Annotated in this window: 18 protein-coding genes; 9 read left to right on the top strand and 9 right to left on the bottom strand. The window is 56.9% G+C overall.

What is annotated here, in order from left to right; genetic code table 11:
* Positions 1 to 176: 176 nt before the first annotated feature.
* Positions 177 to 1607, bottom strand: a complete 1431-nt coding sequence (locus tag ABD837_RS13950) for a hypothetical protein (protein WP_345055587.1) — start codon at positions 1605 to 1607, stop codon at positions 177 to 179.
* Positions 1608 to 1982: 375 nt separating this feature from the next.
* On the opposite strand from ABD837_RS13950, the gene ABD837_RS13955 reads away from it, so the two are divergent.
* The gene (locus tag ABD837_RS13955) at positions 1983 to 2207 is read left to right on the top strand and encodes a hypothetical protein (RefSeq protein ID WP_345055590.1); all 225 of its coding nucleotides are present in this window, start codon (positions 1983 to 1985) and stop codon (positions 2205 to 2207) included.
* Positions 2208 to 2277: 70 nt separating this feature from the next.
* Here the strand turns inward: ABD837_RS13955 and recG are convergent, their stop codons facing one another.
* From recG to mutY, 4 genes are all read right to left on the bottom strand, one after another.
* Complete coding sequence (gene recG, locus ABD837_RS13960) at positions 2278 to 4377, bottom strand: ATP-dependent DNA helicase RecG (protein ID WP_345055594.1); 2100 nt, start codon at positions 4375 to 4377, stop codon at positions 2278 to 2280.
* A gap of 94 nt (positions 4378 to 4471) precedes the next feature.
* Positions 4472 to 5065, bottom strand: a complete 594-nt coding sequence (gene gldD, locus ABD837_RS13965) for a gliding motility lipoprotein GldD (protein ID WP_486326993.1) — start codon at positions 5063 to 5065, stop codon at positions 4472 to 4474.
* A 244-nt stretch (positions 5066 to 5309) separates the two neighbouring features.
* The gene (locus tag ABD837_RS13970) at positions 5310 to 5738 is read right to left on the bottom strand and encodes a single-stranded DNA-binding protein (RefSeq protein ID WP_345055601.1); all 429 of its coding nucleotides are present in this window, start codon (positions 5736 to 5738) and stop codon (positions 5310 to 5312) included.
* Positions 5739 to 5879: 141 nt separating this feature from the next.
* Entirely contained in the window at positions 5880 to 6962 is a 1083-nt protein-coding gene (gene mutY, locus ABD837_RS13975) for an A/G-specific adenine glycosylase (RefSeq protein ID WP_345055603.1), read from the bottom strand.
* 154 nt (positions 6963 to 7116) lie between these two features.
* Here mutY and ABD837_RS13980 point away from each other — a divergent pair, with 154 nt between their 5' ends.
* The 3 genes from ABD837_RS13980 (at position 7117) to ABD837_RS13990 (ending at position 10482) form a co-directional block, all read left to right on the top strand.
* Positions 7117 to 7461, top strand: coding sequence for an HU family DNA-binding protein (locus tag ABD837_RS13980; RefSeq protein ID WP_486326994.1), 345 nt, complete (start codon positions 7117 to 7119; stop codon positions 7459 to 7461).
* A gap of 152 nt (positions 7462 to 7613) precedes the next feature.
* A complete protein-coding gene (locus tag ABD837_RS13985) occupies positions 7614 to 8537 on the top strand; it encodes a tetratricopeptide repeat protein (protein WP_345055608.1) in 924 nt (307 codons plus the stop codon).
* 337 nt (positions 8538 to 8874) lie between these two features.
* Entirely contained in the window at positions 8875 to 10482 is a 1608-nt protein-coding gene (locus ABD837_RS13990) for an Rne/Rng family ribonuclease (protein ID WP_345055610.1), read from the top strand.
* 87 nt (positions 10483 to 10569) lie between these two features.
* Here the strand turns inward: ABD837_RS13990 and ABD837_RS13995 are convergent, their stop codons facing one another.
* Entirely contained in the window at positions 10570 to 11277 is a 708-nt protein-coding gene (locus ABD837_RS13995) for an outer membrane beta-barrel protein (RefSeq protein ID WP_345055612.1), read from the bottom strand.
* Positions 11278 to 11358: 81 nt separating this feature from the next.
* Between ABD837_RS13995 and ABD837_RS14000 the strand changes: the two genes are divergently transcribed.
* Both ABD837_RS14000 and ABD837_RS14005 read left to right on the top strand, forming a co-directional pair.
* Positions 11359 to 12384, top strand: a complete 1026-nt coding sequence (locus ABD837_RS14000; protein WP_345055614.1) for a gliding motility protein GldB-related protein — start codon at positions 11359 to 11361, stop codon at positions 12382 to 12384.
* Positions 12385 to 12447: 63 nt separating this feature from the next.
* Positions 12448 to 13650 carry a glycosyltransferase family 4 protein gene (locus ABD837_RS14005; protein WP_345055616.1) on the top strand — a complete coding sequence of 401 codons (1203 nt, stop codon included), beginning with the start codon at positions 12448 to 12450 and terminating at the stop codon, positions 13648 to 13650.
* Between the two features lie 87 nt (positions 13651 to 13737).
* Here ABD837_RS14005 and nth read toward each other — a convergent pair whose 3' ends face one another.
* The 3 genes from nth to ABD837_RS14020 all read right to left on the bottom strand — a co-directional run bounded on the left by nth (position 13738) and on the right by ABD837_RS14020 (position 15443).
* Positions 13738 to 14415, bottom strand: coding sequence for an endonuclease III (nth, locus tag ABD837_RS14010; RefSeq protein WP_345055618.1), 678 nt, complete (start codon positions 14413 to 14415; stop codon positions 13738 to 13740).
* Between the two features lie 220 nt (positions 14416 to 14635).
* Positions 14636 to 14866 carry a hypothetical protein gene (locus tag ABD837_RS14015; RefSeq protein ID WP_345055620.1) on the bottom strand — a complete coding sequence of 77 codons (231 nt, stop codon included), beginning with the start codon at positions 14864 to 14866 and terminating at the stop codon, positions 14636 to 14638.
* The gene (locus ABD837_RS14020; protein ID WP_345055622.1) at positions 14805 to 15443 is read right to left on the bottom strand and encodes an RNA polymerase sigma factor; all 639 of its coding nucleotides are present in this window, start codon (positions 15441 to 15443) and stop codon (positions 14805 to 14807) included. Before ABD837_RS14020 ends, ABD837_RS14015 begins: the two co-directional genes overlap by 62 nt.
* A gap of 392 nt (positions 15444 to 15835) precedes the next feature.
* On the opposite strand from ABD837_RS14020, the gene ABD837_RS14025 reads away from it, so the two are divergent.
* From ABD837_RS14025 to ABD837_RS14035, 3 genes are all read left to right on the top strand, one after another.
* Complete coding sequence (locus tag ABD837_RS14025; protein WP_345055624.1) at positions 15836 to 17125, top strand: MFS transporter; 1290 nt, start codon at positions 15836 to 15838, stop codon at positions 17123 to 17125.
* A gap of 515 nt (positions 17126 to 17640) precedes the next feature.
* A complete protein-coding gene (locus tag ABD837_RS14030) occupies positions 17641 to 19395 on the top strand; it encodes a histidine kinase dimerization/phosphoacceptor domain -containing protein (protein ID WP_345055626.1) in 1755 nt (584 codons plus the stop codon).
* An 18-nt stretch (positions 19396 to 19413) separates the two neighbouring features.
* Complete coding sequence (locus ABD837_RS14035) at positions 19414 to 20175, top strand: LytR/AlgR family response regulator transcription factor (protein ID WP_345055628.1); 762 nt, start codon at positions 19414 to 19416, stop codon at positions 20173 to 20175.
* Positions 20176 to 20293 lie beyond the last annotated feature (118 nt).

A 20293-nucleotide genomic window follows, 5' to 3' on the forward strand; every position in this document is an offset into this window, starting at 1 on the left:
CTAAGCCTGTTTTCTGCAACGCAAAAGGCCGCTTCCGATTTTGGAGGCGGCCTTTTGCGTTGTTGGGCCAGTGGCAGCAAAGTGTCATTCCACCATCATAGCAATGGAGTAACGGCATTGAGTGCGCTTTGAAAACGTGTGCCCGTGGTAAAATGAAATGTCGGGGCTTCTCGGCACTACTTCACCACTATCTTATTCAGCTGCAATGCCGCTGATTTCTTGCTGGGCCGACTTATGCCGATGATGGTTTTTTCATTCAGCCAAACCGTAAAGTCTTTCACATAAGCCAATTGTTGGTCGTCGGCTACGTTCAGCTTCAGTCGCTCGGGGGCACCGATGACGCCGGTTTGGGCATTTACGTGGCGTAGGTAGACGTCCGACTTCTTGTTAATGTTTTCAAGTGTGAGCAGCTGTACCGTACTCCCAAACACTGTTGCCCGGAAACCGATGCCGGTGTAGGAATCCACGGCTGGCGCAATCTGGTCTTTGGCCAAAATGCTGTGCCAGGTGGGTGCGCCAAACTCATTATAGCCGAACAGGTGCAACTCGCGGGCGTGTACCGGGGCTTCGCTGCCGCCTTCCTCAAAGTGCTTCTCGCCGATAACAACCAACTGCTTATCTGCAGTCAGCAGCAGGTCGGCAAGGTATACATCGTCAAGGCGTTTGGCGACGGTTCCGCCGGCTTTGGCTACTTCGGCCAGGTACTCGGGCGTGAAGCGAAACTCCGGCGAGAACTTCATGTCGCCGTTGCCAGCGAAATCAAACTTCACCACTTTCAGGCTGTAGTATTCGCCAGTGGCATAGTCGGCGCATAGCGCGGCAGCATAAAGGCTGCCGTCGCCCAGCACTGTGAATTTAGCGTCGCGCACCGTCACGCTCTTGCCGCCAAACACGCCGCCAACCGGCACGCCCAATACCTTGATTTCGGTAGAGGCCCCAGCCGGATACCGGCGCACGGTAAGTTTCTTCATGCCTTCGCTGATGAGCGTGACGTACTGCGTACCGTCGTTTGCTACGTGAACAGCCGGCGAGAAAAAGTCGCCTAGTGCGCGAAAGTCGTAGTTTTTCTCTTCCAACTTGGCGCCATTCTGGTCGAAAAGGGTAGCGGCCATGCTCTTCACCTGCTGCTCGCGGGTGAAGTAGCGGAAGGCCAGCACCCGCGAGCCGTCGGGCGAGATGCTCACACCTGGGCGGCGGTCGCGCGGGGCCACAGCCATCAGCACCTTAGGAGCAGCTTTCTGGCCGCCCTGCAAGTTCACGGGCACTAGCGTGAGGTTCTGGCCATTGTCGTCTTTGTGGTGCAGCACTACCAGCGCCTGTTGCGCACCGCCCCCGAAAGCTTCCAGCGTTTCGCCGGGAGCAATAGGTATAGTAGTGCTCCACTGCTTTTTCAAGTCAGCATCGTAGCGCTCCACCGAGTAGCTGCCCGAGCTTTGGTGGGCCAGAATCACGAAGCCCGAGCCGTCGGCGAGTGGCAGGGTCTTACGCGGCACGCGCATGTCGTAGCGGTCCGTACCCTGCTCGGGCAGGTAGCTGAACGGAGCCGATTTTACTTTCTGTGCCTGGGAGTACTCCGGGCAAGCCAAGCTACCCAACAAGCTCAACACTAGTGTAAAACGAGGTATAAAATTTTGGCGTTGATTCAACATAAAAAGAAAAGTAAGGAGCGATAAGCTAGTCAAAAGTACCTAATGCAGCCTTCTGTAATGGAAGTTTGGCCGGATTATGGCTAGGCGGGTCGGGGCAGCTAACAAAAACCTATTTTAAACATAACACTTCGTTGGCCGCATCCGTAAAGGGAGCCCGTTTAGTTTGTAGCCGAATAGTGAGCCCAATCGGGGCCACCCGGTACACAAGCAAAAAGCTCAGGACACTAGCCTTTTAATAGGTAACGTTGACCGAGCCAATCAGGCTTTTGAACTGTTTTATTAAACTTACTTAGGTTGCGTCGTACCTTTGTCGCCGCTATATCTTCTATTATTATGAAATCACTGTTTAAGTTTGCTCTTTTATCCGCACTCATTGTTGGTGGCCGTTTGGCAAAGCAACCTGCTCCTGCCAGCATGGCCCAAGCCATGCCTTCACAAGCTGACAATGGTTCAGTCGTGCTAGTGCATCAGGTGCTCACTTCGGAGCCCGTGCCACCGGCTAAAGAGCAGAACCAGCCGCAGAACAGCGGTAACGGCCTCATCGCCGAGTTGTTTTAGCCAGCTTGAAAAACGACTTTTTTAAAGGTCGTTTTTTTTTACCCAGCCTAAAACGTTTGCGGTGGTTCTTTTAACTAATCCGGCTCCAGTTTACGGCCGTGGCTGGCAGGCTTTCAATATGATGGCGAATGGCCGCATTGGTCGGGTTGGCCAGGTTGGGGTCCTCGGCCAAAATAGTTTGAGCTGCGGCCCGGCTTTCGCTCAGGATGCGGCCGTCTTTGGCCAAATCGGCAATCAATAAATCGAGCACGCCGCTTTGCTGGGTACCCATCAGGTCGCCGGGGCCGCGCAGCTTCAGGTCGATGTCGGCAATTTCGAAGCCGTTGTTGGTGCGCACCATCGTTTCGAGGCGGGTGCGGGCATCTTTACTCAGCTTAAAGCCCGTCATCAGGATGCAGTAGCTCTGGTCGGCCCCGCGGCCCACGCGGCCGCGCAGCTGGTGCAACTGCGAAAGGCCAAACCGCTCGGCGCTCTCAATCACCATCACCGAAGCGTTGGGCACGTTCACGCCTACCTCAATCACCGTGGTGGCCACCATTATCTGGGTTTCTTTTTTAATGAAGCGCTGCATCTCGTAGTCCTTCTCCTCGGCCTTCATGCGCCCGTGCACGATGCTGATTTGCATCTCGGGAAACGCCCGGCTCACGCTCTCATAGCCGTCGGTCAGGTCCTTGTAGTCCATGGTTTCCGACTCCTCAATTAGCGGATAAACGATGTATACCTGCCGACCAATTTTCACCTGGTCCCGAATAAACTCAAACACTTTCAGGCGGTTGGCATCAAATCGGTGCACCGTCACGATGGGTTTGCGGCCGGCTGGGAGCTCGTCAATCACGCTCACATCGAGGTCGCCGTACAGCGTCATAGCCAGCGTGCGCGGAATAGGCGTGGCCGTCATTACGAGCACGTGCGGGATGATGTGCGGGTTTTTCTGCCACAGTTTTGAGCGTTGCGCCACGCCGAAGCGGTGCTGCTCGTCCATAATCGTCAGCCCTAGGTTGCGGAACTGCACCACGTCTTCCAGCAGCGCATGAGTGCCCACCAGCATGTGAAGTGAGCCATCGCGCAGGGCCTCGTGCAACACGCGGCGGTCTTTGGTACGGGTGCTGCCCGTGAGCTTGCCAATCTGAATGCCCAGCGCATCGGCGTAAGTTTTCAGGCCCACGTAGTGCTGGTCGGCCAGAATCTCAGTCGGGGCCATGATGCAGCTTTGCGCGCCATTGTCGGCCGCCATCAGCATGGCGATGAAGGCTACAATGGTTTTACCTGACCCCACATCGCCCTGCAACAGCCGGTTCATTTGCTTGCCGGCGCAAAAATCCTTGTAAATATCATGAATCACACGTTTTTGCGCCCCGGTGAGGTCGAACGGAAGGTGGTTTTTGTAGAAGTCAACCAGTGTTGGTACTTGGTTGAAAATCTGCCCAGCCAGCGATACCTTGCGCTGGTCGCGCTGGCGTAGCAGCTTCAGCTGCACATAAAACAGCTCTTCAAACTTCAGCCGAAACCTGGCGGCGGCCAGTAGTTCGTTGCTCTGCGGAAAGTGAATCTGCTGCATGGCCTGCGCCTTCGACATCAGCGCGTACTGCTCAATCAGGGCCGGCGACAGCGACTCGGTGATGTGCGGTATGGCCAGCTTCAGCAACTCGCCCACCATGCGCATGATGGCCTTGCTATCGACGCGGTGGTAGTTCTTAAGCTTCTCCGAGGTGTTGTATACCGGCTGCAAAAAGCTTTGGCCGAGCTTGTTCTCGTTCACTTCCTCCAGCTCCGGGTGCGCCATCTGCGGCCGCCCGTTGAACATCGTGGGCTTGCCGAAAACGATGTATTCCTGGTTGTTGCGGGTATACTGCTGCACCCACTTCACGCCCTTGAACCACACCAGCTCCAGCTCGCCGGTGCCGTCGCCCACCTTAGCCGTGAGGCGCTGCTTCGGGCCTTCGCCTATCAATTCCTTACCGCGTAGCATGCCCTTCACCTGCACGTAAGGTAAGTCGTCGTTGAGGTCGGCCACGCTGTATATCTGCGTCCGGTCGAGGTAGCGAAACGGGTAGCGCTGAATCAGGTCGCCGTAAGTAAACAGCCCCAGTTCTTTGCCCAGCAGTTGGGCCCGCTGGGTGCTGCCTACCGAGCGTAGGTGTTCGAGCCGGGTATTGAAGAAGTTACTCATTTAAGTCAATGAGCAATGAGCAATAAGCAATGAAAAGAGGCTTGGCACACCGGCCATACCACCAATTCATTGCTCATTGCTCATTGATAATTGTTCATTTATACTTGAGCGTGTTCAGCAGGTGAACCATGTCGGTTTTCACGTACTCAATCACGGGGGCCAGCGAGTCGTTGTCGGTGGCTGTGCGGAAGTAGAGCGCCCCGCGGAAAAAGTGCCGCGTGCTGTCCGTGGTATAAAACTGGAACTGGCTGGGTACCTCGCCCGAGAGTTCGAACACCGAGGCGCGCATGCCACTAGGTGTATTCAAGATGCGCTCATCAATGGCCGTTGCCTTGATTTGGTGCTTGCCAGTGAGCTTGCGCGCATCCTCCATCATCTTGTTGTAGAGGCGACGGTCGCGCTGCGCGTCCATGTAGGTAATCTGCACGTTGGCGTGCAGCTTGGGGTAATAGATGTTAATCCAGTTGGGCTGGGCCAGGTAGGAGGAATCGCGTTTAATCACGGCTTCCTTGGAGTACTCAAACGAGTACGGCCGCCCGGCTGGCAACTCCTGGAAAAGGTGTGGCGGTAAGTTAATGCGGTTGTAGCCCTTGGGTTTGGGCGTGAAGTCGGGGGCCGACGAGCAGCTCGCCAGCAGCACCAAACCCGAGAGCGACGGCAGCAGGAAAAAATATTTCATGGGAATCATCTGGCACGCGAGATGCAGCGCGTAGCGCTGCATCTCGCGTGCAGTGGTAATTCATACGGCAGGATTGATGGCGGCCAGCAAGATGCTGCGCTGCGCGCTGCATGACTGTTCTATCAAGCCGTTATATTAACTCAAAGGTAACTGGCGACACAACGAAAAAAGCCCCGGCGCAGTGCCAGGGCTTTGTTGCGATAACCGATTTGGCCAGCTGCAGCCAAAAGGCCACGGGCTGGGCCGCCGGCAGTCAGAAAGGGAGCTGGTCGAGTTCGGGCTCCTGGCGAAAGGTTTGCTGCGGCTCGGCCACAGCACCAACCGCCTCGGGAGCGTTGCCCAGGCCCTGCGGACGGCCACCCAACATCGAAATCTCATCGGCGATAATTTCGGTGATATAGCGCGTCTGCTGGTCTTTGTCTTGGTACTGGCGGGTGCGCAGTTTGCCTTCGATGTACACCTGCTGGCCCTTTTTGAGGAATTTATCAGCCATGTCGGCTAAGCCGCGCCAAGCCGAGATGTTGTGCCACTCGGTACGCTCGACGCGGTTGCCTTGCTTGTCCTTGTAGTAGTCGTTGGTGGCGAGGGTAAAATGAGCCACGCTCACACCGCCTTCCAAATGGCGCACTTCGGGGTCTTTCCCCAGGTTGCCTACCAAAATCACCTTGTTCACACCGGCCATATTATTGCACGTTAGGAAATACAGAATCGAACAAACCACCCGGCTTGTTCTTGCTTCAAAGGTAATAACTTAAATCGAGAAAGCAAACAATTTTACTAATAATTTTTGCTGAAAAATCTAAAAATATTGGGAAATAATAAATCACCCATTTTGCTCAATGTAATTAGCAATTAGCTTGGGTTTTGGCAAGGCTTCAATCTCAGCCGCTGAGTACGCTCGCAGCCCCAAATCGCGCAGGGTAGCATCTGGTAGTGCTTTAGTGAGCGGCAACTCATGAAAGCGGGCTTCCAGCTTCTGATGGCTCAGCACGTGGCGGTAGGCAGCGCTAGGCTCCGCGGCAACGCTAGTGTCGATAGCAGCACCCAGCGCGTCGAGGTGGCGGACTAATTCGTCAGCTGGCAATTCGGCTACATCCGTTTCGACAAGCGTGAAGTCATATAGACCTTGCCAAATATCCTTTTCGCGCCGTTCGCGCAGGTAAATGCGGTCGCCCTGGCGCAGTACGAAGTAATGGAAATAGCGGGTCCGCGCTTTCTTAGCCTTGCTCTTCACTGGCAGTAGCGCCACCTGCCCGTGCTGAAATGCCCAGCAGCTGGGCTGCAAGGGGCAGAACAGACAGTCGGGCTTGGCCGGTGTGCACTGAATGGCCCCAAACTCCATAATGGCCTGGTTGAAATCGGCCGGCGCGCTGGCTGGAATGTGCTGGTCGGCCACGGCCTGAAACTCCTTGCGCGAGCTGGGCGCAGCAATATCGGAGTGCAGCCCAAACAGACGGGCCAGTACGCGGTACACGTTGCCGTCGAGCACGGCCACAGCTTCATCGAACGCAAACGAGGCAATGGCCGCCGCTGTGTAAGGGCCAATGCCACGTAGCTTCAGGAGGCCAGCGTAGTTATCAGGGAAGAGGCCACCGAATTCAGCCACTACCTGTTGGGCGGTGCGGTGCATATTACGGGCCCGGGAGTAATAGCCCAAGCCCTGCCAGTAGCGCAGCACCTCAGCTTCGGGCGCGGCGGCGAGTTGCTGAACGGTGGGGTAGGCGCGCAGGAAGGTTAAGTAGTAGGGGAGGCCCTGAGCCACGCGGGTTTGCTGTAGGATGACTTCAGAAAGCCAGATGGCGTACGGGTCGCGGGTGTGGCGCCAGGGCAGGTCTCGGTGGTGGCGGGGGTACCAGGCCAGCAGGGCGGCGGCCAGAAAGGAAGGTTGCAGGGATTGTTTTGCCAAAATTTTGAAAGCGAATAATTTGGGTCAGCTCCTTGTTTAGGAAGGTTGATTGGTAAAACGAAAAAATGGGGTTACCTTTGTGGCCCCAATTCAAGGGCGAACCGCTTACGAGGCAAAGGCTTACGCTGGAATCAGGGACTTTTTTTGCCTACAACTGTATTTTTTTCAACCACCTAAGTACCATACCAACGTGACTAAAGCTGAGGTAATCGCCGAAATCTCCACGAAGACCGGCATCGAGAAAGCTGATGTATTGATGACTGTTGAAGCCTTCTTCAAAGTCGTGAAAGATTCGATGACCGAGGGCAACAACATTTATGTGCGCGGCTTCGGCTCGTTCGTAAACAAGAAGCGCGCTCGTAAAGTCGCTCGCAACATCTCGAAAAATACGTCGCTCATCATCGAGGAGCACTACATCCCGAGCTTCAAGCCGTCGAAGACCTTCGTGGCCAAGATTAAGAACAGCAAGAAGGTGAAAGCCGTTGCGGCCAAAGCCTAGTTTTTTATCAGTGATGAAGAATTAGTGGTTGGCGATTAGGGCAGCAAGCCCCTTATAACGAACCGCCAGCCACTAGCCATTCAAAAATTGCCGGCCGTGCCGCCGGTGTCTTTTCCGCTAGGAAAAGCCCGGCGGCCGGTTTTTTTCAGCCTATGGCAACTACCAGCTCCGCTTCGCATCAATTGGTCCTTGTCGCCGCCGCCCTTGTGCTGGCTGGCGGCTTGTTTGTGTTGCCCAAGGGCATCATGAAGCCGAAGGAAAGCAAGTCGGAGCTAAGCAAGGATGCAGCCGCAACCGCTAACCGCGACGGCGGGGGCATGGCGACCAACGGCTCCAAAACCGAGGCTTCCTCGGGGCCGGTGCCGGCCACTGCTACCGAGAACAACGGCCCTAACGCCGCGGCTCCGCATACCACGACTTCGCCCGCCCAACGGCAGGAGCTGACGCGGTTGCTGGCCGAGTTTGAGGCGGCGCCTAACGCAGCAGCCAAAGCCACGGTGGCTACCACCTTGGCCCGCCGCTACAACAGCGTGGAGCGGTTCGACAGCGCCGGCTATTACCTGGAGCAGGTGGCCCAGGCCAAGCCCAGCGCCCAGAACTGGCAGCAAGCAGCCGATGCCTATTTTCAGGCATTCAGCTTCGCGGCTACCGACGAGCGGGTAAAACTGCTCGGCGGCAAAGCGCGGGAGCTGTATGCCAAGGTGTTGAAGGAGCAGCCCGGCAACTTAGACGCTAAAACCAACCTCGGCATGGCCTACATGGCCTCCGATAACCCCGTGCAGGGTGTAACCTACCTGCGCGAAGTGTTGGAAGCCGACCCCCGCAACGAGAAAGCCCTGTATAACATGGGGATACTCGCGGTGCAAAGCAACCAGTACGACAAAGCCGTGACGCGTTTCCAGGATTTGGTGAAAGTCAATCCGAAAAATGTGAACGGACAGTTTTACCTCGGCGTAACTTTGGCCCGCACTGGCGCCAAGGAAGAAGCCAAAAAAGCCTTTCTCACCGCCAAAAGCCTCAGCAACGACCCCGCGCTGGCCGCTTCGGTTGACGAGGAAGTTGCCAAGCTGAAATAGAACCAATCCATACACAACTTAACCCCCAAGCATCATGCCCTGCGGTAAAAAAAGAAAGCGTCATAAGATTGCCACTCACAAGCGCAAGAAGCGCCTGCGCAAGAACCGCCACAAGAAGAAGTAAGCCTCACGGGGCGTAGCGGCGGCCGGCAGTTTTCCTAACGGGAAGGGAGCCAGCCGTCTATCTCTCACGTAGCCTCCCGAGTGGGGCCGCGCAAGTGCTTTTCCCGTGGCTCGCGAGGGAAGCCAGAACCATGCGGTTCTGGCTTCCCTTTGCCGGTTTCGGGGTAGGCGGTTAGCGGCTCTGGTGGTTGGTTACCTTAACTAAATCAAGGCTTTGAGTAATGAATTAGTCATTAATTCTACTCAGGAAGGCGAACGGATTGCGTTGCTGCAAGACAAGCGGCTAATTGAATACCATTTCGACCGCAACGACACCAACTATTCGGTTGGCGACATCTTCCTGGGCACCGTGAAAAAGGTGATGCCCGGCCTGAACGCTGCTTTTGTAGACATTGGCTACGAAAAAGACGCGTTTTTGCACTACGGCGACCTTGGCGAGCAATTCCCTTCGTTCACGAAGTGGGCCCGCACGGTACAGAGCGGCCGGGCGCCCAGCGCCGGGCTGGAGAAATTCACGTTTGAGCCCGTCCTCGAAAAAGTGGGGAAGGCGGAAAGCGTGTTTAAGAAAGGACAACAAATCGTTGTCCAGATTATCAAGGAGCCGATTTCGACTAAAGGCCCCCGCGTAAGCACCGACATTTCGATGGCCGGGCGCTACCTCGTGCTGATGCCGTTTTCGAACACCATCAGCGTCAGCAAGAAAATTGTGAGCAAGGCTGAGCGCGACCGCCTCAAGCGGCTCATCGCCAGCATCAAGCCTGAAAATTTCGGAGTCATCATCCGCACCGTGGCGGAAGGGCGCGAAGTGGCCGAGCTCGACAAGGACATGCAGGACATGGTGGCGAAGTGGGAGCAGCTGTACAGCACGCTGCGCACCGCCAAGCCCAACGACAAGGTGTTGGGCGAACTGGGCCGCACGTCGTCGATGGTGCGCGACATGCTGAACGAGTCGTTCGACAGCATTACCGTGGATGCTCCGGCGATGTACGACGAGATGCGGGACTACCTGCAGAAAATCGCGCCCGACCGGCTGGGCTTGCTCAAGCTCCACAACTCGAAAATCAAGATTTTCGAACACACCGGCATTGAAAAGCAGCTGAAAACGCTGTTTGGCAAGACGGTGACGGTGCCCGGCGGCGGCTACCTCGTGATAGAGCACACCGAGGCCCTGCACGTTATCGACGTGAACTCGGGTAGCAAGAGCAACCAGGAGAACGACCAGGAAGCTACTGCGCTGATGATTAACATGCTGGCGGCCAAAGAAGTAGCCCGGCAGCTGCGCCTGCGCGACATGGGCGGCATCATCGTGGTCGACTTCATCGACATGCGTGCCGCCGAAAGCCGGAAGAAGGTGGAAGATGCCGTGCGCGATGTCATGAAAGTTGACAAGGCGAAATACACTGTGCTGCCCATCACGAAGTTTGGCTTGCTGCAGATTACCCGGCAACGGGTACGGCCGGCCGAGAACATCGTGACCGGCGAGGTGTGCCCCACCTGCGGCGGCACGGGCAAGATTTCGGCCTCCATCCAGGTGACGGACGACATCGACAACAGCATTGATGACCTGCTGGTGAACCAGAACCAGTCGGGCATCACGCTGTCGGTGCACCCCTTCCTGTACGCGTACTACACCAAAGGCCTGATTTCGCGCCAGATGAAGTGGTACCTTAAGTACTACAAGTGGGTGAAAGTAGTAAACGACAGCAGCCTGGGCCTGACCGACTACCGCATCGAAGACGAGCGGGGTGAGGAAATCCAGATGCGTTCGTCGGCTGCCGCCATGAGCCGCTTGCAGGACCGCGAGGTAGAAATCGTGGATTAGCGCATTGCTGGTTCAACGATTATCAGAATCAAGAAAAAGCCCCAGCCTCGTGAGAAGCTGGGGCTTTTTGTTGGTGGTTTGTGACGGCTAGAACTTGATGCCTAAATCCAGCGCGAAACCGCTGTTCTTGATGGTAACATCTTTGAAGCCCCGGGTCTTTTCGAAGTAGTTGTCGATATCAACCAACCCGCGGTGGTAGCTGATTCCCGCGAAAAGCTTGGTACTTGAGCCCAGTTCATATTCTGCGCCAGCACCGGCCAACGCATCGGCATCAATAAACTTGACGTAGTCGCCGGCCTTTACACTGGTGTTGTTGCTGGGGTCGGTGTAGAATTTTTCACCGTTGATGCGCGTGCCGATGGGAACATTGAGGGAACCGCCGACCTGGAAGTAAATGCGGGTAGCAGGGGCAACTTCGTTGGTGAACAACTTCACGCTAACTGGGAGCTCCAAATATTGGGTACTAATTTTCAGCGAGTTTGTAAAGTTTAGCCCGTTACCACCCCCAGTGGTATTTTTGGTTTCGTTGTATGCAATAGTGCCCCCCTTGCCGGTTAGCAGCAGGCCCGTACTAAATGCATAATTCTCACCAAAGAAGTAGTCGACAACCAGTCCTCCGCCAAAGCTTAGCTTGCTGCCATCACTGGCGAAGTTGTCGCCGATGGCCGTGCTAGTAGGCGAGTCAGCCCGCAGGCTGGTGATGGCGGGCGAAATTTTCAGGCCGATTTCGACCTGGGCCGAAGCGGTTTCAGCGGTGGCGACGAGGGCCAGTAAGGCTAGGAATACTTTTTTCATGAGGGATGGACAGGATGATTGCAGAACAGAACGGCGCAGTACCAGTCGGTTTTGGGCTAATTTTACTCCAAAGTAACGCGCGTGGATACGAATAATTTTACCTGGCGGCGTTGGCTGCCCATTTTCCTGGTCATCGGCTTGGGGCTGAACGCCTGCAAAAGCGGCCCGGCTGAAGGCTGCCGCCCCGATGCGGCCGCTGATGCGGCGGCTGTTCCTGTGCGTTTGCAGCATTTGGAACCGACGTTTTTTCGGCTGAAAACGCCCGTTGAAGCGCAGCAGTTTATGAATGCGCATTCCACCTTTTCGCGCTACTACCTGCAGCGCCAGCCTGCTACTGAGCAGGAGCTGGCGAAAGGCCTGGTGCAGTTGGCGACCAACCCGGCGCTCCAGCAGTTGGGCCGCGAAGCAGCCGCTGCCTTCCCCGACAGCGCAGCACTCCAGCACAAGGTGAGCGAGGTATTCCGCCGGGTCCATCATTATTTTCCGGATTTCCGGGTGCCGGCTAGCTACACCTACGTGAGTGGTTTTCTGGCCAAAGATATTTATGTAAACGACAGCCTGCTGGTGCTGAGCCTGGACTGGTTTGTGGGCCCGAAGGCCAGCAAGCGGCCCGACCTGCCGCAGTACATGCTGCGCCGGTACACGCCGGCGGGCCTGCCTTCGCTGCTGGCGCAGGACGTAGCCAGCAAGTACAACAAGCACGAACTCACGGCTAATACCATGCTCGATGCGATGGTGCACGCCGGCAAAACGCTCTATTTCGCCAGCCAGATGCTGCCCTGCACCCCCGATTCGGTGCTGATGGGCTACACTGGCCACGAAATGGTGGGGCTGGAAGGCAACGAAGCACGCGTGTGGGGCCACTTCCTCGAAAAAAACTTGCTGTATTCGACCACGCCGTTTTTGCTGCAGAAGTACGTGGGCGAGCGGCCTAACGTGCCCGAAATCGACAAAACCTGCCCCGGTCGGGTGGGCCAATGGGTCGGCCTGCAAATCATTCGCAAGTATGTAGCCGAACACCCCAATGTTCCGCTGGCCCGCCTGATGGCCGAAACCAACGCCCAACGCCTGCTGAACGACTCGCACTACCGGCCAAACAAGCCATGAGCCAATGGTTGAATGGATGAATGCACGACCATTCATCTATTCGCCCATTCAGCCCTTGATGCCATGCACGTAGCCGTTTTCAGCCAGTACCACACCAACCCCGACTGCCCGGCTACCAGCCGGCATTATACGTTGTTGGCGCATCTGGCGAAATCTCACCGCGTCACACTGCTGACTACGCCCGCCTGGAAAGGCCAGCGGCTAACGCAAGAATTTGCCTGGGTGCCGGAGGGAGTGGAAATACGGGAGGCGGCTATTCCTTACGAAAACAAGATGGGGCCGGCGCGTCGGGCGCTGGCTTTTGCGCAGTATGCCGGTTGGGCCGTGCGCGAGGGGCTGCGAATGGAGAAGCCCGACGTTATCTGGGGAATTAGCACGCCGCTTACTGCGGCTTGGGCGGCGGCGCAGGTGGCACGCTGGCGACGGGTGCCGTGGGTGTTTGAGGTACAGGATTTATGGCCGGCTTTCCCGATTGCGATGGGGGCGGTGCCCACGGCGCTGGCCCGGCAGCAGCTCTACCGCATGGAAAAGCGGCTGTACCAGAGCGCCAGCCATATCCTACCGCTCTCGCCCGATATGGCGCGCTATGTAACGGAGTTGGGCATTCCGGCCGGGAAAGTCACCACCGTACTCAACGGTACCGACCTGGAATTAGCGGCCCGAGCCACGCCCGAAGCCGTGGGAATGCTCCGTCAAACTCAGGGACTAGTCGGCAAGCGGGTGATTTTGTACGCCGGCACTTTCGGGCGAGCCAACGACATCCCGACACTGGTAGCGGCCGCCGAAGCAATGGCCGCTGATGATTCGGACACGGTGTGGTTGTTTCTGGGCCACGGGTTTTATGAGCCGTTGGTGGCGACAGCAGCGGCGCGCTGGCCGGGGCGGATACGACTGGTAGGTGGGCAGGCGCGGCACGAGGTGTTTGCGTGGTTTGCGTTGGCGGCCGTGTCGGTGGTGTCGTTTCTGGGGCTTCCAGTACTTGATGCTAACTCGCCGGCTAAGCTCTACGACTCGCTGGCCGTGGGTACGCCGGTAGTCGTCACCAACGCGGGCTGGACAAAGGCTTTGGTTGAAGAGCACACCTGCGGCTGGCATGTACCGGCTGGCGATGCGCTGGCGCTAGCAGCGCATCTTCGGGAGTTGCTGATAAATCCAGCGGTGCTAAATCTTGCTGGAGCTAATGGAAAGGCCTTGGCCGTAGAGCAGTTCGACCGCCAGCAATTGGCTGCTCAGGTACAGCGCATTCTGAAACTCACGCTGAAGTGATTTTGTGCTAAGTACGAGTTGCTTTGTACTCGCTAGGACTTCAAATGGAACTTTGTGTGCTAAAAAACTGGCCGTAGCGGCTGCCAGTTACACTTCTGGTATTGGTATGTAAGCGGCCGCCTTGCCAAAATGCTTTTCGAAATAAGCGCAGCTGGGAGCCAGCGGGCAGATATTACACTTGGGTGTGCGGGCTACGCAAATGTAGCGGCCATGCAGAATCAGCCAGTGGTGCGCTTTGTTGATGAGCTCCTCGGGAATATAGCGCACCAACCCCTTCTCCACGGCTAGCGGCGTAGTCGCTGTCTTGGGGACCAAACCAATGCGGTGCGACACCCGAAACACGTGAGTGTCGACGGCCATGGCGGGTAGGTTGTAGATGACGGACGCCACTACGTTGGCTGTTTTGCGTCCCACGCCGGGCAGTCGCTGCAATTCATCAATCTGACTCGGTACTTCGCCGCCAAAATCGTCGGTAAGCATTCGGCCCAAGCCGGCCAGGTGCTTGGCCTTGTTGTTGGGGTAAGAGACGCTACGGATGAAGGGAAAAATGTCATCGGCCGTGGCTGCGCCAAGGTGGGCAGCAGTAGGGAATTCGGCCAGCAGCGCGGGCATCACCAAGTTCACGCGCTTGTCGGTGCATTGCGCGCTGAGCACGACGGCCACAATCAACTCGTAGGGGTTGCCGTAGGCCAGCTCGGTTTTGGGCTCCGGGAAGTTGGTGGTGAAGTAGTCGAGGAAGTATTGGAACCGGGCGGCGCGCGTCATGCGATGGGGAAGCGAAAAGGCAAGCAAAAAATAAAACGGTCATGCTGAGCGCAGCCGAAGCATCTCTACCGCAATAGTAACCCAATCGACAGGATTACTACAGCGGGAGAGATGCTTCGGCTGCGCTCAGCATGACCGTTCTTGTTAGCTGGCAGGCGGCTACTGGCTTATGCCCGCCAACGCGGGGTGTGCAGCGGCCGCCACAAAAAATCGAAGGGGCTCAGGACTTGCTCAAAAAAGTGCGCGAGTAGCGCAAAATGGCCTCGGAGGTTTCGGGCCGGGGCTCTCGACGTACTCTGTCGAGCGCCCGCTGGGCCAAAAGGAGGTCGGCGCAGCTGGCGGCCAAGTCCGGGTCGTGCTGCAATGCCTCCTCTACCTCGCGCTGCCTTTCAACCGGCAATTCGTTGTATACATACTGGAGCAGGGTCGAATACGGTAAAGTTTGAATCATAGTGGTGCAGGGGATTTGCGGTCATCTTCTTCCGCAGGTTAATCAGCGCGTAGCGCATCCGGCCCAAGGCCGTGTTAATGCTTACGCCGGTCGCGTCGGCAATTTCCTGGAAGCTCATGTCGCCGTAATGGCGCATAAGCAATACCTCCTTCTGGGCAGCAGGCAGTTCCTGAATTAACGCGCGCAGGCGGATGTGGGTTTCTTCGCGGGCCAGCACATCGTCCGGGCCGTCGTCGGCAATGGTGAGGGTGTTGGCCAGCCGGTTGTTGTCGGTGAGGCTGATGTGGGGCGTGCGCTTGTTACGTCGGAAGGAGTCGATGGCCAAGTTGTGGGCGATGCGGCAAATCCAGGGGGCAAACCTGCCCTCTTCGTTGTAGCGCCCACTTTTCATGGTGTGAATGGCCTTGATGAAGGTGTCCTGCAACAGGTCCTCGGCCACTTCCTCGTCGCGCACGATGAGCAGGATGGTCGTGAACACACGGCTGCGATGACGCTCCAAGAGGAGGCCGAAAGCAGATTCCTGGCCGGCCAGGTAAAGCGAAATGAGCGCGGAGTCGCTCGGTTGCAAGAGGTCCATAAAGGGCTACGGTGAGAGGGGAACGTAGAGCTTTAGGCCATAGTATGCAGTTACCGGTAAATTGTTTGGAGGGCTCCGCGGGGGACCTGACTGTAAGGCCGCTGGAATCTGTTCAAATGTAGATAAATGCCGTGCACTTTCGCAATAGCATTTGTCTAAAAATGACAAAATCTTTTTGCTTATTTCAAGCAACCTCCCGCAAAACTTCATCTAGGCCGTTTTTGCGGGATTGGGCGTAAGTGAAATGATAAAAATAAGTTTCCGGTTGGCAATAAATATTCGGGTTGACTGCAAACAGGTGGGTGCTGAAGCCTCGTCAAAAAACAAACCCGACGCACTAACGCCGCCCCTACCTTTGCCGCTGGCCGCCGTATCAGGGGGCTTTGCTCCCTATGCTGCCTTCTACTGATTCCGCTCCGGCCCACGACCCTTACGCGGCGCTGCGCGTGCCCGATTTCCGCCGGCTGTTATCAGCCCGGGTGCTCTACATTGTGGCCAGCCAGATTCAGGGCGTAGTGGTGGGTTGGCAGATTTACGAGCTGACCAACAACCCACTGGCGCTGGGTCTGATTGGCCTGGCCGAAGCCATTCCCAGCATCACGGTGTCGCTCTATGCCGGGCACGTAGCCGATTCGGTGCCGCGCAAGCGCATTATCGTGCCCATGATGGTGTTGCTGTTTGGGTGCTCGCTGAGCCTGTTTTTGCTGACCAGACCGGCGGGTATGGCATTGTTCGCGAACCAGCAGATTGCTTCGTTCCCACTCTATGTGTTCATGCTGTACGTGGTGCTGTTTGTGAGCGGAATTGCGCGCGGGTTTCTGGGGCCGGCTGTATTCTCGTTTATGCCGCAATTGTTGCCCGACCGCAACCTGCTTTCAAACGCGGTGACGTGGAATTCGAGCAGCTGGCAGGCGGCCGCGGTGCTGGGGCCGGCCATTGGCGGGCTGCTGTTTGCTAAAATGGGCAAGGGCTTCGCCTACGGCGTGGATGCGGGCCTGATGCTGCTTTCGCTGCTGCTGTTTGCCAGCATTGCCAGCCGGGCGCTGCCGGTGCGCGAGGGCGAGCGCCTAAGCCTAAGCGAGAGCATTCTGAGCGGGGTGAAGTTTATTTTCGGCAACCAGATTGTGCTGGCGGCGCTGTCGCTGGACTTGTTTGCGGTGCTGTTTGGCGGAGCGGTGGCGCTGCTGCCCATCTTCGCCAAAGACATTCTGCACACCGGCCCCGACGGCTTGGGCTACCTGCGCGCCGCGCCGGCCGTGGGCTCGGTGCTGATGGCAGTGTGGCTGACGTATTCGCCGATGAAACGTGGGGCGGGGCGCAAGCTGCTGTGGGCAGTGGCGGGTTTTGGGTTGGCCACCATTGCCTTCGCATTGTCGCGTAACCTGTACCTATCGTTGTTTTTGCTGTTCCTCACCGGCGTATTCGACTCGGTATCGGTGATTGTGCGCTCCACGCTCATTCACACCCACACGCCCGAATACATGAAGGGCCGGGTGTCGGCGGTAAACAACATTTTCATCGGCTCTAGCAACGAGATTGGCGCGTTCGAAAGCGGGGCCGCGGCTAAGCTCATGGGCACCGTAACGAGCGTGGTATTCGGCGGGATGATGACGCTAGTGGTAGTAGCCATCACCGCCCTGAAAGCGGATAAGCTGCGCAACCTCGAATCAGGCACGAAGTAAGCCGTGGAGCCACAGCTTAGCGCGTAGCGTGTAACGGCGAGCGACCACGAGGAAAGTATTCTCCTGCTGGGCTGAGCAATCCAAAAGCTATTCGCGTCAGTAATTATCATTGCAATGATGCAGAATAGCCATGTTTTGCGTTTTGTTGTCAAGAGAGTAAGCCTGGATTACGTATCCAGTACCGACGCGATGACGCAAAATATGCGGTGTCCACCTTCCATCAATCCAGTGGTTAGCCGAGGTGCGGTTAATGTTAAATCGTCGGTGAAGCCATAAAAGCAGTACCTTCTGCAATTAATTCTGAACGTAGCAATTAGATGGTACTCACTGCCGCACGTTTTTTTACGCGCCAACTACTGATAATGGTTCTTGGGGTGCTCCTGGGTGGTTTGCTGCCCGCCATTACACTAGCGGGGCCGCCCGTCACGACGTCCGGAAAGCCGAAACCAACGATTGCATTTCAGCTACGGAACTACCCGCCAGATTCCTTGCGCTTGCTGAGCAACTACCCGGGGGTGCCCGATACACTTCGGGTCTTCTATCTGAGCCGTCTGGCTGCGGCAACGTACGATTCCAGTTTATCGAAAGCGCTGCACTACGCCCAGCAGGCAGGCAACCTGGCCAAAAAAATCGGCTACGTCCGGGGTGAGCTCAACTGCATCCGCCTCACGGCCAATATTTATTCGGGAATGGGCGATTACGTTGCGGCCATTCGCTGCTATCAGGCCGGAGTCGACTTGGCGCAGGCAAAAAATCTGAAGCCCCACCTTTTTCGACTGTACGATAACATGGGGGCAACTGCTGCCGCTGCCGGAGAGTACGCCCGCAGCCTGAAGTATATGTTGCGGGCTTTAGCGGCTTTAAAGGAACTGGAGCCGGTAATAAATAAAACTAATGCTGAAGACTATTTACATAGTTTCAGCAACCTGGGCAATTCGTATTTTGCTTTGGGTAAGAATGAGCAGGCCAGCATTTATGCGCGACAGGCGCTGGCGCTGGCCAACACTTACCAGATAAAGAGCGGCGGTAAGTTCAGGATGTTGCTTGGACGCATTTTTGAAGCCCAAAGGCCGCGTACGGCGGCCACCATGGACTCTGCAGCCCATTATTTACAAGCGGCCGTTGCCGAAGCCGAAGCCGAGGGTGAACTCGCGGAAATGGCCGATGAACTACTCGGGTTGGCCGAATTCTACCAGGCGCAGCGCCTGTATCCTGCGATGCTTGCGGCCACCGCCCGGAGCCTGAAGCTGGCTCGGAAGCTCGGCGCGAAGCACTTGCAGCTAGAGGCATTGTCGGCAATGGCCGACGCATCGGCGGCCCTAGGTGATTACCGGGGCGCTTATACGGCCGGTGAGCAGGCCAACGCGTTGCAGAAAGAATTGATAAACAGCGAAAAAACCAATGCTATCGCAAAGTTGCAGGTGCAGTACGATGTGCGCGAGCAAGAACAGCAAATTCAGCTGCTGACGCAGCGCGGCGTGGCCTCGGCTGCCCTGGCACGTGAACAGGAGCGCCGGCAGTGGGGACTGCTGGGCATTGCCGGCGTGCTGGCACTGGGCCTGGCCACGGGCGGGCTGCTGCATTGGCGCCTTCGGCGCAGCCAGGGGCAGCTGGCCCTGGCCAACCAGCACCTGGGCACTGCCAATCGCACCATTCAGCAGGCCGTGGAAGAAAAGGGAGTGCTGCTTCAGGAGTTGCACCACCGGGTGAAAAACAACCTGCAGATGATTAGCAGCCTGTTGGGCTGGCAGAGCGATATCATGCCCGACCCACAGCTGGCGGTGGTGCTGGCCGGCAACCAGGCCCGCATCCAAAGCATGGCCCTGGTGCACGAGTGCCTGTACCAAGCCGACAACCTGGCCCAGGTACGCATCGATGCGTACCTGACCGAACTGTTGACCTCGCTGCACAGCTCCCTGGCCTCGCCCCAGAAGGAAATTACGTTGAGCACCGACCTGGAGCCTGTGCTGATGGATACCAGGGAAGCCGCGTACTTTGGCCTGCTGGTGAATGAGCTGGTGACGAATGCCTACAAGCATGCCTTTGGTGAGCAATCGACCGGCAAACTGCACGTTTCGCTGGCGCGCAAGGACGCGGGCTTCCGGCTGAGCGTGAGCGACGACGGCACGGGCCTGCCCACAACCGGGTTCAGCAGCAAATCAAAATCCATCGGCATCAGTTTGGTGCAGTTCATGGTTAAGCAGCTCAAAGCCACCATCACGGTGGTGCCGCAGCTGGTAGGCACCCATTTGGAAATTATTCGCGCATAACCTTATTCCTTGTCTGGCATGGCCAACATCCTCATTGTCGAAGACGAATTGCTGATTGCCGAAGAAATCAGGCGGGTCCTGATTCGGCTGGGGCACCGCCCCCTCGAACCGGTCGACAACAGCGAGGACGCCATGCAGGCCCTGGCCGAGCACCCGGTCGAGCTGGTGTTGATGGATATCAACATTGCCGGCGACTGCGACGGCATTGCCACGGCGCTGCTGGTGCGCCGGCACTACGCCCTGCCCGTTGTTTTCCTGACTGCTCAATCGGATACGCCGACCCTTAAACGGGCCAGCATTGCCCAGCCCTACGGCTACATTACCAAACCCTTCACCGAGGTTTCGCTTAAGGTGCAGTTGGAATTGGCACTGCTTAAGGCTTATGAGCTTCCCCCGCCCCGCCTAATGGTGGCCGATGCGGCGGTCCTCCCGCAGCCCGCGGCGCCTACCGATTTTGCCAGCCCCGCCATCTTCGTGCGCAAAGGGCCGAAATGGGTGAAAGTGCTGTATGCCGATATCCTCTACTTCGTTTCCGACCAAAACTATGTCCGCCTGCACACCGCAACCGAGAAGCACACCTTCGATTGCACGCTGAAAGACTTGCAGCCGACGCTGCCCCCGTACTTCATCAGAACCCACCGGTCCTACCTCGTCAACCTGCACCATGTAAGTGCTTACGAGGAAGGGTACGTGCAATTAGGAAAGGCCGGGGGGGAAGCGGTTCCCGTGAGCCGGACCTACAAAGACGAGCTGAAATCGCGGGTTAACCTGATGGGCTAGCAAACGCCGCCAAGAAAAGGCGGGTGTCCCCATGGCAGTAGCAACAACCGGTGGCAGCGGTTCGTGTAGCGCTGCTGCATTTCACCCTATAAATTTTGTCCGTTCGTCAAATTCTTCA

This window comes from Hymenobacter glaciei, from assembly GCF_039539585.1.
In the GTDB taxonomy this organism is placed as follows: Bacteria; Bacteroidota; Bacteroidia; order Cytophagales; family Hymenobacteraceae; genus Hymenobacter; species Hymenobacter glaciei.